We start from the raw sequence: 14,894 nt of genomic DNA, 5'->3' as shown, positions 1-14,894 counted from the left end.
ACTTTTTACTTCAATTTTGTTTCCTCTATTTTCCTATTTGGCGGTAAATTCTTCGAATTTGGTTCTTGTTTTTGACTATCCTGCGGCTCTGTACTTTTTGGTAGTTCTTCATTGTTCGAATCTTTAGCCGTTTTTGGAACGGGTTCTATATTTTGTACAGGATTTTGGGTGCGTGGAGGATCAATAACATTTCCTTCGCTGTCTGTTTTTTCAAATTGCAGATCACTTTCCAGGTATTTCAACATTTCAGTAGCTTTTCCACCTTCAGGCGTAAGGGAATAATTCAGTGCAATTTGTTCCAATTGTATAATCATAACTTCCTTGCCGGCTGTTTTTCCAGTATTAAAAGCGTTTAAAAGCGTAAACTTCGGAACCAATGCATCTTTTGGAAATTTCAATAAAGCAGTTTGAATTATAGCTTTACTTTCCTCAAACTTTTCCTGCTCATATAAACTGAATGCTTCCGCATACATTTTTTCAACTTCATCAGAGGACTGGGAAAAAACTTTATTTTTCGGATTTCTCACAAATTCAGCATACGAGGTGTAAGGAAATTCCGTGAGAATCATTTGTTTCGCACGGTCGGCTGCGCTCGGATTTTTTTCGTAATTCATTGAAAAAATTTGGTAGAGTGCCTGCAGTTTAATTTCTTCTTCAGGCTGATTATCAACGACATCATACAAGGTTTTTGTGGCGAGTTTGGTGTCCCCAAAATAACTCTCATACATGCGTCCTAAACCTAGTGAAGCCGTGTCCCGCGCTTTCTTTAACTCCGAAATTTCTTCCATACTTGTTGGCAACTGTTCGATATAAAAAGTCGGTTCTAAACGCCGCGGATTTGGTGCTGTTGAAAGTCCCATTGCTTCATTTTTTAAATCTTCTATCGAATTACTTCGTGCTGAAGTTCTCCAGTTATCACTCAAAGTACGATTGCCCCAAATTTGTTTAAAAGACGATTCTCCTTTCGCAACAGTTCCTAAATTTGCAAAATAGAATCCACCTTTACCACCGTCGAAGTTCTGGAAACCACCAGTGTTTCCCGCAAATGCAGAATTAGCGGAATAATCGCCAGTATCAAAACCCTTGCTTCTTTCTGCTTTTCGAACTTCGATTTCTGCCTGTTGTTCTTTAATTTTAATTTCGTCAATATACTTCGTAAAATAGGCGATTCTTTCGGCTTGCGGCATCTTTGTTAAAGTAAGGATACTGTCGTTTCTTTTTACCAGATAGTAATTAGCGGAGACATTTTTAATATTTGCCGACTGCTCTTGTAATAAAATTTTCGATGGTTCGTAGGTCATTACAGTTAATGAAGAGTCATAGAAAGCGCCCGCTGAAAGATAATCACTGTCCTGAAAATAAGCCTTCCCGATTTCGTAATAGGTTAATCCACGAACCTGCGGATCAGAAATCTTTTCTGTCAACGATTGAGCGAAGAATTGCTTTGCATCCTCTTTTCTGCCCGCTTTATTTGCCATAAGTCCGAGTGCGTAATAGAATTCATTTTTCCGGGAAGCATAGGTTCCTTTTTTACTTATTTTTTCTAAATATGCTCTTGCACCCTCAAAATCGTCGGCACTTCCATTAAAGGTTTTCGCGATTTCAATCTGGGATTTAACTTCAAACTCGAAATCGTTTGCATTTTTGTATGCCGTAACAAAGCTTTCGCGAGCTTCTTCATCTTTACCTAAATCTGCGAGAATTTGACCTCGGAGAAAAGAAATTCTACTGCGTAATTTTCTGTCTTTATTTACCACGTAGGCTTCTTCCAGTTCCTTTACGGCATCTTCCTTTTTACCCGCCTTTAATAACATTTCAGAATAATAAATACTAAGTAATCTTTTATAGTCTTTATTGAGGTTACTTTCCTGTAAATCTGCAAATACATCTTCGGCGCGGCGGTAATCTTCTATTTTCGTGTAAGCAAGTCCCTGATAGATTCTAGCCAAAGGCAAGCGCTTATCATTGCGCATGTTGGCAAAAAGATAGTTAAGCGCATCCAAAGCTTCTAAAGGTTTTTCCCGATAAATTCGCGCTTGGGCAAGTAAAATATGGGCGTCGAATATTTTTTTATTTTTTTCTTCGCCACTTTTCATCACCGAATATTTGGCAATCGCTTTTAAGGCTTTCGCTTCGGAAATTTCTAGAATGGTTGCACCTCTTTTGTCTCCACCATCATTTGATTGAAAATTACCAGGCATACCAGGTGTTCCCGGAGAATTGTTACCAGTAAATCCTGGCATAGTGTCATCATCACCGAATAAATTGTTTACGTCCGATCCTAAAGCCTGGTTTTCGTACGTAAGAATTTGAATATAGGGCGCATAAAAATTATCTTGATGGCTTTTATCACGATTTCTCAGCTCAGTTTCCAAAGCGTCTTTGCTGTTAAATAATGTATTGTAGTAGGTGAAAAATCCTTTCATAAAGGTAGAGTCGCTGGTTTTTTTCCGCGATGAGCAGGAATTAAAAACAACGATGGCCAAAAGGAAAAGTATAGTTTTTCTCATTATGTATAATAACTTTCAAATCAGGATTTTATTACTAAAAACACTGAATATATTTAAGTAAAAATAAGGGATTTTTTGTTTTCGGTCTTTTTTTAAGTTAATTCTTTTAAAATTTTATAAACCAAATGCGTTGGTAATCCCATAATTGTGAAAAAACTGCCGGTAATACTTTTGATTTTTGCCATTCCCAACCACTCCTGAATACCGTAACTTCCTGCTTTATCAAAAGGTTTGAAAGTTTTAATATAGTACTCAATTTCCGCTGCGGTTAGATTTTCGACTTCCACTTTTGCGACGTCAGTTTCAGTAATAGTCTGCAAATTCGTTCTAATGGTAATTCCGGTATAAACCTGATGTATAGTTCCAGACAAGACTTCCAGCATTTGCTGAGCTTCACTTTCGTTTTGGGGTTTTCCTAAAACTTTTTCTTTTAAGACAACAATGGTATCAGCGGTGATTAAAAGTTCGCCTTCTTTCAATGTTTTATAGGCAGAAGATTTTAATTCTGATAAATAACCGGCAATTTCTGAAATTGGTAGAGTTTCGGGATAAATTTCAGGACAATCTATATTTACCGTCGTAAAAGGATATCCTAAATTTTGTAACAATTCCTTACGCCGTGGAGAGTTTGAGCCGAGTATGATTTTCATCTTTTCCAAACTTTTATACGCTTTTCGTGTCATCTATCTGCCACGTTCCCTGAACTTTCATCACCTGTTCAATGACATCTCGAACCGCTCCTTTGCCGCCTTGAATTGGCGATATATAATCAGACATTAATTTTATTTCGGGCACCGCATTTTCCGGACAGGCTGAAATTCCTGAAATTTCCATCATTGATAAATCTGGAACATCATCACCCATTGTAAGGATTTCTTCGTCTTTTAAATTGTATTTTTTCTTAAAATCTTCAAATTTCTCTAGCTTGTCGGAAATCTTGGCGTAGTAATCTGTAATTCCCAAATAATGAATTCTATTTCTTACTGCAGGATCGTCTCCACCAGTAATTACGCAAATAGGATAGTGATGTCTGCGGGCCTTGACAACTGCATAACCATCCAAAACATTCATCACACGGCACATACTTTTATCGGGCATTAGAATAACACTGCCATCTGTAAATACACCATCAACATCAAAAACAAAGGCTTTTATATTTTTTAATCGGGCTTTATAGCTCATACATTTTTTTTATAGATTCATTGAGAGTTTTATAAATCTTGCGATGTTCTTCATTAAAGATGAGTTCTTCATGAAGTTTCAGTACACGCTCATCATTTCTTATAGCTGGACCGGTTTGCGCAAGTTTCGGATCAAGATGCTCAATTTTTTCCGTAGTTTCTTTAATTAATGGTATAAAATAGTCGAACGGAATTCCTTCGTGATCTGAGATTTCTTTCGCGCGCGCATACAGATGATTAACGAAATTACACGCAAAGACAGCGGTCAGGTGAATGTATTTTCGTTTTTCGTAACTTGATCTCATCACTTTTTGCGATACCTTTTCTGCTAAATCAAAAAGGGTTTTTTCATCTTCATTCTGATTTGTTTCGATGAAAAACGGAATTTCAGAATACATTAAATTTTTCTCTTTAGAAAACGTTTGTAAAGGATAGAAGCTTGCTTTTCTATAATTGCCAGAAAGTATTTCTTTTGGTAAAGAGCCGGAAGTATGTGCTACCAGGCAGTTCTCTTTTTTTATTAACTTCGATATTTCCGCTACTGAATCATCGCTTACACAAATTAAATATATATCTGCGTCTGCCAGCGAAGTAGTAGAATAAGGAATTTGAAATTCGCTTGAAATCTGACTTAAATCTTTTTCATTTCGCCCAAATATTTGCTCTACCGCAATATTTTTTTGACTGAATGCTTTACACAGATGATAAGCCACATTGCCCGAACCTAAAATAACAATCTTCATAGAAAAGTATTATAAACAAAGATAGTATTTTGGTTTGGACTAAAAATTGAAGTCTTATTTAACTTTTAAATAAATTACTCATCCAAACAACGAATGCATCTCAATGAAGATTAAGGAGACCGAAATTATCGAGTTGATGTCTAGCGAAAAAACCCGTGAAAAAGGTGTTCGCATGATGATGGATGCATATCAGAGCAGGTTATATTGGCATATCCGGCGGTTTATTGTAGATCACGATATATCTCAGGATGTTTTGCAGGATACTTTTATTAAAGCATATCAGAATTTTCATCAGTTTAAACAAGAAAGTCAATTATATACGTGGCTTTATAGAATCGCAACGAATGAATCGTTGCAGCAGTTAAACAAAATGAAAAAGATGCAGAAAAGTGATGAAGATGCAACAAACTATCTTCAAAACTTGGTGGCGGATAATGTACAACCAGATGCAGATGAAATTCAACTTTTACTGCAGAAAGCCATACATTCATTACCCGATAAGCAAAAACTTGTTTTTAATATGAGATATTATGAAGATTTGCCTTACGAAGATATGTCGCAGATATTGGATATGTCGGTAGGTACTTTGAAAACAAATTACCACTATGCCAAACAAAAAGTTGAAGAATATATTAAACAAAATTTCACGGAATAAGATATTGAGAGATGAAAGAATTTGATTTAGAAAAACTAGAACGCCAGAATGTGTTCACTCAAAAGGAGGATTTTTTCGAAGAAATGCAGAACAAAGTCCTGGAACACGTTCCTGCTAGAAAAGAGGGAAAGATAATTAAGATGAATTGGGTTTATACTGCTGCGGCCGCGATTGCCTTAATATTTGGATTTACATTTTTTATAACTTCGGCACCTGCTGATGAACCTGCAATACAGCAGAATGTGACAGCAAAAAATAATATAGTTAAGGTGTCAGCTGATAACGTTGCGCCATCTGAAGAAGTGGTTGCGCTGAAAGTATTAGAAGAAGATTTAACTTCTGTAGAAAACGACCATCAAAAAAACAAGACGGAGCGCAAAACTAACACGACTGCCAAAACAGTTAAATTTGCAAACCAAAAAGAACAAGGAAAGGTGAAAAATTCAGACCTTCAGGTAGACCAAATTCTTTCGAATTTTACCCGAGCAGAATTGGCAGATTTATCACAGAACTCAGAACAAGATATTTACCTGGACTTGTATAATTAAGCAGCGAGCATGAAAAAGATTTTAACCCTGATGAGCGTAGTTATTCTTACTGGAAGTGGTTTTGCACAACAACTGAACTATGACTGGAAGAATATGAAACCAGAACAAAGAAAAGAAGTTATTCAGAAAATGAAACCCGAAGATAGAATGAACCTTTTAAAGGAATTTCGGGAAAAAATGATGATTTCCGAGTTAGATGTATCCACAGATCACCAAGATGATTTTAAAAATCTCTACACCGAATATCAGCAAAAGCAAAATGCGATTAAAAATAAGTTTGTCCCGAATGAAAACTACGATAACATGAGCGATGAAGAAGCGACAACGCAGCTCAATCAAAGTTTTGAAATTGGGCAGCAGCTTCTAGACAACCGAAAAAATTATGCGCAGAAATTCATGAAAGTGATTTCGCCTCAACAGGTCCTTAAAATGTACCAAACAGAAGGTAAAATGCGTACCAAGATATTAGACAAAAAACAAGACGGACCTCAAAATGCAGGTTCGCAGCGCAGACGACCATAATAGTTTATTTTTTTAATGTTTGAGCGACCTCTACAATTTATTTGCAGAGGTCGTTCTTTTTTGGGCGATCCCTTGCCAGCGCTACTCCAGCTTCTGGGGCCGGGCTCTACACTGCAACTCCTCGTGCCTCAACATTCCCACCGCGAACTCCGGGGTTTTCGTTGCGATCCCTATCGCGAGAGGATACCCGAAAATATTAACAAAATCCATCAAAAAAGATTAAATTTGCAGATTACGATAATTTTAAATGAAAAACATACGGAATTTTTGCATTATTGCACATATTGACCACGGTAAATCTACTTTGGCAGACCGACTTTTGGAATATACCAATACGGTCACTGCGAGAGAACTCCAGTCTCAGACGCTCGATGATATGGATATCGAAAAAGAGCGCGGAATCACCATTAAATCACACGCCATTCAAATGGATTATGAATTAAATGGCGAGAAGTATATTCTTAACCTGATCGATACTCCAGGACACGTCGATTTTTCTTACGAAGTTTCCCGTTCCATTGCAGCTTGTGAAGGAGCGCTTCTTATCGTAGATGCCGCGCAAAGTATTCAGGCACAAACGATAAGCAATTTATATTTGGCTTTAGAAAATGATTTAACCATCATTCCGATTCTGAATAAAATCGATTTGCCTTCCGCAAACCCAGAAGAAGTAACCGACGAGATTATGAACTTAATCGGTTGTGATTATGAAGATGTTTTACGCGTTTCCGGGAAAACAGGCGAAGGCGTTCACGAATTGTTGGAACATATCGTCAACCGAATTCCAGCTCCGGTTGGAAATGAAGATGGACCGTTGCAGGCATTGATTTTTGATTCTGTTTATAATCCCTTCCGCGGAATTGAAGCTTACTTTAAAGTGGTAAACGGAAGCATTAAAAAAGGTCAACGAATCAAATTTATGGCGACCAACAAAATGTATGAAGCCGATGAAGTTGGAACTTTAAAATTAAAACAAACTCCAAAGAAAGAAATTAAAACGGGCGATGTAGGTTATATTATATCCGGGATTAAAGATGCCCGAGAGGTGAAAGTAGGTGATACGATTACCACTTTCGAAAACGGCGCAACAGAGCCAATCGACGGTTTTGAAGAAGTAAAACCAATGGTTTTTGCAGGAATTTATCCTATAGAATCTGAAGATTTCGAAGAACTGCGTTTCTCTTTAGAAAAACTTCGTTTGAATGATGCTTCTCTCGTTTTCGAACCAGAAAGTTCAGCCGCTCTAGGCTTCGGTTTCCGGTGCGGATTCCTCGGAATGTTACACATGGAAATCGTGCAGGAAAGACTCGACCGCGAATTCAACATGGACGTCATTACGACCGTGCCCAACGTTTCGTACCACGGTTACACCAAGAAAGATCCAGACACTATGATCTTAATCAACAATCCCTCAGAAATGACGGATCCTATGATTATGGATCGCGTGGAAGAGCCGTTCATCAAAGCATCAATCATTACCAAATCCGATTATGTTGGTCCGGTGATGACTTTGTGTATCGAGAAAAGAGGCGAGATTGTAGGTCAAAGTTATTTGACTTCAGATCGGGTCGAGTTGGTTTTCAATATGCCTTTGGCAGAAGTTGTTTTCGATTTTTACGACCGTTTAAAATCAGTTTCAAAAGGATATGCATCTTTCGATTATCATCCGATTGGGTTCCGTGCTTCCAAATTAGTGAAGATGGATATTCTCATCAATGGTGATATGGTCGATGCGCTTTCTTCCTTGATTCACGATAGCAATGCCTTTTATATCGGAAAAAGAATGTGTGAGAAATTACGTGAACTTATTCCACGTCAACAGTTTGATATTGCTGTTCAAGCAGCTTTAGGAGCGAAAGTGATCGCCCGAGAAAGCATCAAAGCTTTGAGAAAAGACGTTACCGCAAAATGTTATGGTGGAGATATTTCCCGGAAGCGTAAATTGTTGGAAAAACAGAAAGAAGGGAAGAAGAAAATGAAGCAAATCGGTAGAGTAGAGGTTCCACAATCCGCATTTATGGCGGTGTTGAAACTGAACGATTAAATTGAGTTGGGCGCCTTTTTCCTCCTTCCACTCCCGCTTTTTTATTTGGTAGCTTCGACAAGCTCAGCCACCAAATAAAAAGAGCTCCGTTCAAGTCGGGGCGCAGATTTTCGCTTCTTTAAGACTATATAATATTAAAATTCCTGAATTCGTTCAGGAATTTTTTGTTTAAATTCGTTCAGCTTTTTTAAATCTCATACAATGAAATATATTTCTTTCTTTTCCTTATTAATTGCAAATCTTCTTTTCTCCCAAACCAACTATCAAACTCCTTTCGAAAAAGGCAACGGAAACCAAACCACGACTTATGCAGAAATGGTAGAGTTTTACGATAATTTAGCCAAAAATTTCTCCACTATTTCGGTGGAATCTTTCGGAACAGATGATAATGGAGAACCGATAAAAGTCGTCATTTTTAATAATTCAAAAGATAAAAACGTTCCTACAATCCTTATCAATAATGGAATTCATCCAGGTGAACCCGATGGCATTGATGCCACGATGATGATGATGCGCGATTTCGCGACTGGAAAAATCACCGTAAAAAATTTACAAATTGTGGCCGTCCAAGCCTATAACATTTCTGGAATGTTAAGACGGGGGAAACACAGCCGAGCCAACCAAAATGGTCCCGAAGAATATGGCTTTCGTGGGAATGCTAGAAATTATGATCTGAATCGGGATTTCATTAAAAATGATACTGAAAACGCAAAAGCTTTTCAACAGATTTTCCAGCATTTCAAACCCATTTATTTTATTGATAATCATGTGAGTAATGGAGCAGACTACCAGTATTTATTCACTTATATTTCAACAAATAAAGAACGTTTAGGCAACAAGTTAGGAAGCTACCTTAACGACAAAATGCAACCTGAAATTTTAGAAACTTTAGAAAAGAAAGGAATTTTAACGACTCCTTATGTCAATATTCATGGCGATTCTCCCGATGAAGGATTTCCAACTTTTATGGATTCTCCCAGATACGCAACTGGTTACACCACGCTTTTTAATACCATGGGAACGGTTGCTGAAACTCACATGTTGAAACCTTACAAAGACCGTGTTCGAGCGACTTATGAAAACATGATAAGTTCCATTAATTATGCTTCAAAAAACACCAAGGAAATTCAAAAATTAATGGATGAAAGTTTAAAGGATTATCAACCCAAAATGAAATATCCAATTCAGTGGAAACTTGACAGTACGAAATTTAAAATGATTGATTTTAAAGGATATGAAGCGGGAAAAAAAGCAAGTTTGGTTTCCGGAAAGCCAAGATTGTTTTATGACCAAAACAAACCGTTTAATCGAAAAGTAAAATTTTACAATCAATATATTCCCACGAAAGAAATTGCAATTCCTTCTTATTATGTAATTCCAAAATCGGAGAAAAAAGTTTTAGAGTATTTACAGCGCAACGATATTGCGATGAAGGAAATCAAACAGGATTCAACAATTTTTGCGCAACAATATAAAATTTCAGATTATAAAACGGTGAAAAACCCTTACGAAGGACATTACCTTCATTATGATACTCAAGTAAGTTCTGAGAATAAAAACTTTCAATTTAGAAAAGGTGATTTTTTAGTTTCTACCCAACAAAACGGCGTGAAATATTTATTGGAAACCTTAGAACCCGAAGCCACAGATTCTTTCTTTAACTGGAACTTCTTTGATGCAATATTGGGACAGAAGGAATATTATTCTGAGTATGTTTTCGAAGATACCGCCGCTGAATTATTAAAAACAAATAAAAATTTAAGAGCTGCTTTTGAAGAAGAAAAGAAAGCCAATATCGATTTTGCAAAAGATGGAAATGCTCAACTGGACTGGATTTACAAACATTCTGAGTATTACGAAGGAAGCGTCGGTTTATATCCATTTTACCGGATTTTCTAAAATTGAAACAGTCTTTTAAAATCTAATTAAAAACGAACGATGATCAAAAACTTGATAAGAATAGGATTGGGAGCCTTTATGCTTTTGGCAGGAATTGGGCATATGACTTACGCACGGGAAACATTTCAAGCGCAAGTCCCAGACTGGGTTCCGCTTTCTAAAGATTTCGTGGTATTGGCTTCTGGTATAGTAGAAATTTTGTTTGGACTAGCGATGATCTTTTTTACGAAACAAAAAAAACACGTCGGTGTAGCTTTGGCTATTTTCTTTGTGTTGGTTTTTCCCGGAAACATTGCGCAATATACCGAACACCGAGATGGGTTTGGTTTAGATACCGATTCCAAAAGATTATTGCGATTATTTTTTCAACCGGTGCTCATCTTTTTCGCGCTCTATTCTACAGATGCTTTAAAGAAATTCAAGAAATCCTGAAATAAAAAACGCTTTTAGAATCAATCTCTAAAAGCGTTTTTATTATTTTGGCAAACCTTTTTTCAGTGCGTAATTGGCATTTTCAATGGCTTTCTTTTCTTTCCAATCCATATATCTGTTCTTAAATTTACCTTTCATCAAATTATCGAAATTTCGTTGAACGGTAAGATTCCAGAGCGACCGCGCTTTTACCGCCCAAGATTTGTCCCAGGCCCGTTGTGAAATAGAGAAACTTCCATCTAAATATTTCATATAATGCCACCAACCCGTCGGCATAAATAAGGTGTCGCCGTGTTCCAGGAAACATTCAATTCCTTCAATTCCTTCTAAAGCGGGAAATTTCTCGAAGTCTGGATTTGAAATATCATAATCTTCAAGTGCGTAAGTGGCGTAGGGAATTTTGTAAAGACGATTCTTCCATTTATTATCAAAAAGTAAAACATGTTTTCGGCCGTTGAAATGCGTGTGAAAAATATGCGCCATATCAATATCGTAATGCAGAAATGTTTCGGAACCCTGCCCACCAAAAAACATATTGGGATATTTATCTAGAAAACCGCCCATTAAATCTTTCGGTGCGATATAATCTTTCAAAAGTTGAGACGCAGATTTCATAGGATCAAACAGAAAAATCCGCAAATCGGTGGGTTTTTCTTTAATCAAATTAATATAATCGCCAAATTTCATTTTAGCTGCTGCCGAATTGATGGGAGCTGCAGGATCGGCTTTGGAAGAATCATAGAGCGGAACTTCAACATCGCCCACGACTTCCTTCATGTAATCCATGGTCCATTTCTGGTAAGCCGGCCAACTTCTCGCTAAATCCTTGATGACTACAGGTTTTCGGGGAAGCAAATATTTTTCCCGGAATTCTTCCTGTGTAATCGTATCAACGACATCAATTGGTAGTAAGTGTAGTCCCATAAAAATCAGATAAATATGGAGCAAAAGTAATAAAAAAGTCAATATTTAGATGAATTATTTATTTCGAGGATTTTTTTTATAAAATATGAGATAAGAAAATTAAAAGAATTCAATTATTGTAACATTTACAACGATTCAAGTACTCATTACTAAAATTATTGATGAAAAAAATATCGACTCTTTTTGCCTTAATGCTGGCTGTATTTTCCTGGGCACAATCTTCAATTACAGGGAAAATATTAGATACAGAAGGTCAACCCATTTCTAGTGCAAGTGTTACAGTAGAGGAGCCTGGTAAAGATGCAATTATCGCTTTTTCTATTTCCAATGCAAAAGGAGAATATAAAGTTACATTTACCACTTCTGAGGCAAATGTTGATTTAAAAATAAAAGCTTTTAACCAAAAGCCACTTCAGAAAGAGATTAAAAACGAAAATCAAACTCAGAATTTTACTTTACAGCCAGATGCGACCGAAATTAAGGAGGTAAAGCTGAAAGCGAAAATGATTACTAAGCGTGGAGATACCATTTCCTACGATATAAAAGCGTTCGAAAGTAAAGCAGACCGCACACTTTCTGATGTTTTAAAGAAAATTCCCGGTATTGATGTAAATAAAGATGGCACCGTTCTTTATCAAGGTGAGCCGATCAATAAATTTTATGTGAATGGTAAGGATTTGATGGAAGGTGGTTATGGAACCATCAATAATTCTTTACCGACCGACGCAGTGCAAAAAATCGAGGTGATGGAAAATCACCAACCTGTGAAAATACTTCAGGATAAAGTTCCCTCTCAAAATGCAGCCCTAAACATTAAACTAAAAAAAGCGGTAACCATGACAGGTCGTGGTGAAGTAGGTTTGGGAATGGAACCGCTACTTTGGAATGTGAAACTGACGCCGATGTTTTTCGGACAGAAAAACCAGTGGGTAGTGAATTATAAAACGAACAATAACGGCGAAAGTGTTGAAAGAGAAGGAAATATGTTGTCGTTCGGAAGTCGATTTGAAGGACGAAGAGGACAAGCTTCCCCAAATTCGTGGTTAAGTGTCGACAAAGCATCTGTACCAAATATCCCGGAAAAAAGATATTTAATGAATAATGTGCATTTTTTCTCTGCCAATGTTCTTACGAGTCCCTTTAAAAATAAAGAGTGGGAACTGAAAGCGAATACCAGTTACACCAACAATGCCATCAGCAGAGATTCTTATCGCCAGACGACGTACGAGCAGGATACGGACTTTTTTAAAGCGGGACAAATTACCACTTCAGAATCCAACAACTTCTACAGCAATGCTGCAAAAGGAGAAATTATCTTTACCAAAAATGCGAAGAAAGGGTTCTTTAAAAATACCACGACGTGGAACGGCTTCTGGAATGAAGATCGCGGAAATACAAGAACGAACTATAATATGGTTGTTCCAGATGCCAGTTTAAACGACATTTCTATCGCAGAGTCGCTAAGTGCTCCGACAGGCATTATAAAAAATTCCCTGAGCACCATTATTCCCTGGAAAGAAAAACTGGTAAACTTCATGAGTTATCTTTCTTACCAGAAGGACCGCCAAAATCTATCTGCGATCTATGAAAATTTCTACGATCTTGATCCGGTTTTAGGTGCGCATTATAATCGATTGGATCAAGGAATTTCATTGAAAACCTTGGAGGCAAATCATTCTGCATCAGTCGGATTTTCCTATAAAAAATGGACCATCACCCCGGAAGTTGGTTTGAATCTTTCCTTTAATGATATGAACTCCCAATTATATGGCGACGGAGATCTGCTGGATCAAACTTTTCAAAACCGAATGAAATGGAATGAAATTAATCCCTATACCCAAGTAGGTCTTAACTATAAAGGTAAAGCGTTGAATTTGAGTATTAATCTGCCTTTGAATATGTACGGCATGGATTACAAAGATATTTTACGAGACAAAGATTCGGAAATCAACAAAACCGTTTTTGAACCTACATTCTATGGTAGTTATGATTTTGCGTCATTTTTTAAATTTTCTGGATATGGAGGTGTAAATTACAGTTATGGAAACTTCGGGTCGGTTTACCAAGGGCAGATTTTAACCAACCCAAAATCACTCAATTTCAGAGACAGTAATCTTTTACCTGAAAACAGAAACATCAATTCTTCTGCCCGACTGGAATATCGAAATCCACTAAATAATTTATTTTTTAATGGACGCTACAGTTATAGTGATACGAAGAGAAATATCATTACCAAGACAAGACCTTTTGCTTCTGGAGCGTCTTCGGTGACTTTAGAATATGTAGATAATAATTCTTATTCTGAAAGTGAAAGTGTAGAAATTGGTAAATATTTCCCCAAATTTAAAACCAATGCTTCAGCGAGTTTTACCAATCGTGACGGCAATTCTTACAGTATTTTGGTCGATAACAATAATGTTGATAATTTTATTGAGAATAAAAACAATACGCAGAGTTTAGCATTAAAATTTAATAATACTTACTTTTCCTGGATGAGTTTAGACTACAATATTTCACTAAACTGGAATAAAAACAGTGATGATTATCGAAATAATGTGAATAAATCTTCGGGTTGGAATCATAATCTAAACCTTTATTTGTATCCTCTGGAAAATCACACCATCGGTTTTGTTTGGGATGACATTTCAACAACGCAAGGTGCTACAACGTTGCGAAATCCCTTCTACGACCTATCTTACCAATATACTTGGGCAAAAAAGAAAATTGATTTCGAAATTAAATGGCTGAATATTGCAAATAAGAAAGTCTACGAAACCATTGGTTACAACACGACATACTTTTCAACAACGCGAAACAGTATAGAAATTAGACCAAGTCAAGTGATGTTTACAGTGAAGTTTAATTTTAAATAAGAAAATTTTAGAAGTAAAAAATCCCATTTCATAAAGAGATGGGATTTTTTTTGCGGTAGAATTTTTAAAAGCTTTCATGATCTGCACTCGGGCCGTAGCTTGCCGGCAAAGCAATATCGTTTAAGCGGTAATAAACGCCCAGTTGCGCGCGATGATGCGTAATCTGATTTAAAGCATGACGCATTGCACTATATTTATTGAAATCTGCAAGAACTTGATCACCCATGTTCATTGCCCAGCCACCTGTTAAATCCTCTTCGCGCATGGAAGCCAAAGTTTCTTTCGTTTTTGCATAATCATCTTCAAATTTCTGTAGAAGCTCAGCTTTGGTGTTAAGAATTGTAGGTTGATAATCACCAGCTGCAAAATCTAATTTTTCTGTTTTCATGATGAATTCTGGCCAACCGAAAATTTCCGCAATATGAATGGCTAAAGGCATCAATTTCATACTTTTTTCATGAGGTTGATAATCATTTTTCCCCTCTGGGAAAGCTGCTAGGAATTGTTTTGTGGTTTCATATTCCTGCTCAAATTCATTTCTTAAAATAGGTAATGTTTCCATA

At 36.7% G+C, this 14,894-nt stretch carries 13 protein-coding genes; 7 read left to right on the top strand and 6 right to left on the bottom strand.

Annotation, left to right across the window (positions count from 1 at the left end; genetic code table 11):
- Positions 1-5 precede the first annotated feature (5 nt).
- The 4 genes from porW to LC814_RS08830 form a co-directional block, all read right to left on the bottom strand.
- A complete protein-coding gene (porW, locus tag LC814_RS08845; RefSeq protein WP_226063573.1) occupies positions 6-2,510 on the bottom strand; it encodes a type IX secretion system periplasmic lipoprotein PorW/SprE in 2,505 nt (834 codons plus the stop codon).
- Positions 2,511-2,602: 92 nt separating this feature from the next.
- Positions 2,603-3,160: a Maf family nucleotide pyrophosphatase gene (locus LC814_RS08840; RefSeq protein WP_226063572.1), complete on the bottom strand. Its 558-nt coding sequence runs from the start codon at positions 3,158-3,160 to the stop codon at positions 2,603-2,605.
- 13 nt (positions 3,161-3,173) lie between these two features.
- The gene (locus tag LC814_RS08835; RefSeq protein WP_226063571.1) at positions 3,174-3,692 is read right to left on the bottom strand and encodes a KdsC family phosphatase; all 519 of its coding nucleotides are present in this window, start codon (positions 3,690-3,692) and stop codon (positions 3,174-3,176) included.
- Positions 3,682-4,434, bottom strand: a complete 753-nt coding sequence (locus LC814_RS08830) for a Rossmann-like and DUF2520 domain-containing protein (RefSeq protein ID WP_226063570.1) — start codon at positions 4,432-4,434, stop codon at positions 3,682-3,684. Before LC814_RS08830 ends, LC814_RS08835 begins: the two co-directional genes overlap by 11 nt.
- A gap of 103 nt (positions 4,435-4,537) precedes the next feature.
- Here LC814_RS08830 and LC814_RS08825 point away from each other — a divergent pair, with 103 nt between their 5' ends.
- From LC814_RS08825 to LC814_RS08800, 6 genes are all read left to right on the top strand, one after another.
- Positions 4,538-5,089 (top strand): RNA polymerase sigma factor, encoded by a 552-nt coding sequence (locus LC814_RS08825; protein ID WP_226063569.1) that lies wholly within the window; start codon positions 4,538-4,540, stop codon positions 5,087-5,089.
- 11 nt (positions 5,090-5,100) lie between these two features.
- Entirely contained in the window at positions 5,101-5,637 is a 537-nt protein-coding gene (locus LC814_RS08820; RefSeq protein ID WP_226063568.1) for a hypothetical protein, read from the top strand.
- A 9-nt stretch (positions 5,638-5,646) separates the two neighbouring features.
- Positions 5,647-6,159 (top strand): hypothetical protein, encoded by a 513-nt coding sequence (locus LC814_RS08815; RefSeq protein WP_226063567.1) that lies wholly within the window; start codon positions 5,647-5,649, stop codon positions 6,157-6,159.
- Between the two features lie 247 nt (positions 6,160-6,406).
- Complete coding sequence (lepA, locus tag LC814_RS08810) at positions 6,407-8,203, top strand: translation elongation factor 4 (RefSeq protein ID WP_226063566.1); 1,797 nt, start codon at positions 6,407-6,409, stop codon at positions 8,201-8,203.
- A gap of 201 nt (positions 8,204-8,404) precedes the next feature.
- Positions 8,405-10,102, top strand: a complete 1,698-nt coding sequence (locus tag LC814_RS08805) for a M14 family metallopeptidase (RefSeq protein ID WP_226063565.1) — start codon at positions 8,405-8,407, stop codon at positions 10,100-10,102.
- 39 nt (positions 10,103-10,141) lie between these two features.
- Positions 10,142-10,534: a DoxX family protein gene (locus LC814_RS08800; protein ID WP_226063564.1), complete on the top strand. Its 393-nt coding sequence runs from the start codon at positions 10,142-10,144 to the stop codon at positions 10,532-10,534.
- A gap of 42 nt (positions 10,535-10,576) precedes the next feature.
- On the opposite strand, the gene LC814_RS08795 is transcribed toward LC814_RS08800, so the two are convergent.
- Positions 10,577-11,458 (bottom strand): cupin-like domain-containing protein, encoded by an 882-nt coding sequence (locus LC814_RS08795; protein WP_226063563.1) that lies wholly within the window; start codon positions 11,456-11,458, stop codon positions 10,577-10,579.
- A 161-nt stretch (positions 11,459-11,619) separates the two neighbouring features.
- Between LC814_RS08795 and LC814_RS08790 the strand changes: the two genes are divergently transcribed.
- Positions 11,620-14,331 (top strand): TonB-dependent receptor, encoded by a 2,712-nt coding sequence (locus LC814_RS08790; protein WP_226063562.1) that lies wholly within the window; start codon positions 11,620-11,622, stop codon positions 14,329-14,331.
- 64 nt (positions 14,332-14,395) lie between these two features.
- Here LC814_RS08790 and LC814_RS08785 read toward each other — a convergent pair whose 3' ends face one another.
- Positions 14,396-14,893, bottom strand: coding sequence for a DinB family protein (locus tag LC814_RS08785; RefSeq protein ID WP_226063561.1), 498 nt, complete (start codon positions 14,891-14,893; stop codon positions 14,396-14,398).
- Position 14,894: the final 1 nt, after the last annotated feature.

Source organism: Kaistella polysaccharea (genome assembly GCF_020410745.1).
GTDB classification, from domain to species: domain Bacteria; phylum Bacteroidota; class Bacteroidia; order Flavobacteriales; family Weeksellaceae; genus Kaistella; species Kaistella polysaccharea.
This window is presented reverse-complemented; position numbering and strand designations above follow the sequence as displayed.

What these genes read in the sequence shown, in the direction of transcription:
- LC814_RS08800 (WP_226063564.1), top strand. Translation starts at nt 10,142, where the DNA reads ATGATCAAAAACTTGATAAGAATAGGATTGGGAGCCTTTATGCTTTTG.
- LC814_RS08790 (WP_226063562.1), top strand. Translation starts at nt 11,620, where the DNA reads ATGAAAAAAATATCGACTCTTTTTGCCTTAATGCTGGCTGTATTTTCC.
- LC814_RS08835 (WP_226063571.1), bottom strand. Translation starts at nt 3,692, where the DNA reads ATGAGCTATAAAGCCCGATTAAAAAATATAAAAGCCTTTGTTTTTGAT.
- LC814_RS08795 (WP_226063563.1), bottom strand. Translation starts at nt 11,458, where the DNA reads ATGGGACTACACTTACTACCAATTGATGTCGTTGATACGATTACACAG.
- LC814_RS08840 (WP_226063572.1), bottom strand. Translation starts at nt 3,160, where the DNA reads ATGAAAATCATACTCGGCTCAAACTCTCCACGGCGTAAGGAATTGTTA.
- LC814_RS08820 (WP_226063568.1), top strand. Translation starts at nt 5,101, where the DNA reads ATGAAAGAATTTGATTTAGAAAAACTAGAACGCCAGAATGTGTTCACT.
- LC814_RS08805 (WP_226063565.1), top strand. Translation starts at nt 8,405, where the DNA reads ATGAAATATATTTCTTTCTTTTCCTTATTAATTGCAAATCTTCTTTTC.
- lepA (WP_226063566.1), top strand. Translation starts at nt 6,407, where the DNA reads ATGAAAAACATACGGAATTTTTGCATTATTGCACATATTGACCACGGT.
- LC814_RS08785 (WP_226063561.1), bottom strand. Translation starts at nt 14,893, where the DNA reads ATGGAAACATTACCTATTTTAAGAAATGAATTTGAGCAGGAATATGAA.
- LC814_RS08825 (WP_226063569.1), top strand. Translation starts at nt 4,538, where the DNA reads ATGAAGATTAAGGAGACCGAAATTATCGAGTTGATGTCTAGCGAAAAA.
- LC814_RS08815 (WP_226063567.1), top strand. Translation starts at nt 5,647, where the DNA reads ATGAAAAAGATTTTAACCCTGATGAGCGTAGTTATTCTTACTGGAAGT.
- porW (WP_226063573.1), bottom strand. Translation starts at nt 2,510, where the DNA reads ATGAGAAAAACTATACTTTTCCTTTTGGCCATCGTTGTTTTTAATTCC.
- LC814_RS08830 (WP_226063570.1), bottom strand. Translation starts at nt 4,434, where the DNA reads ATGAAGATTGTTATTTTAGGTTCGGGCAATGTGGCTTATCATCTGTGT.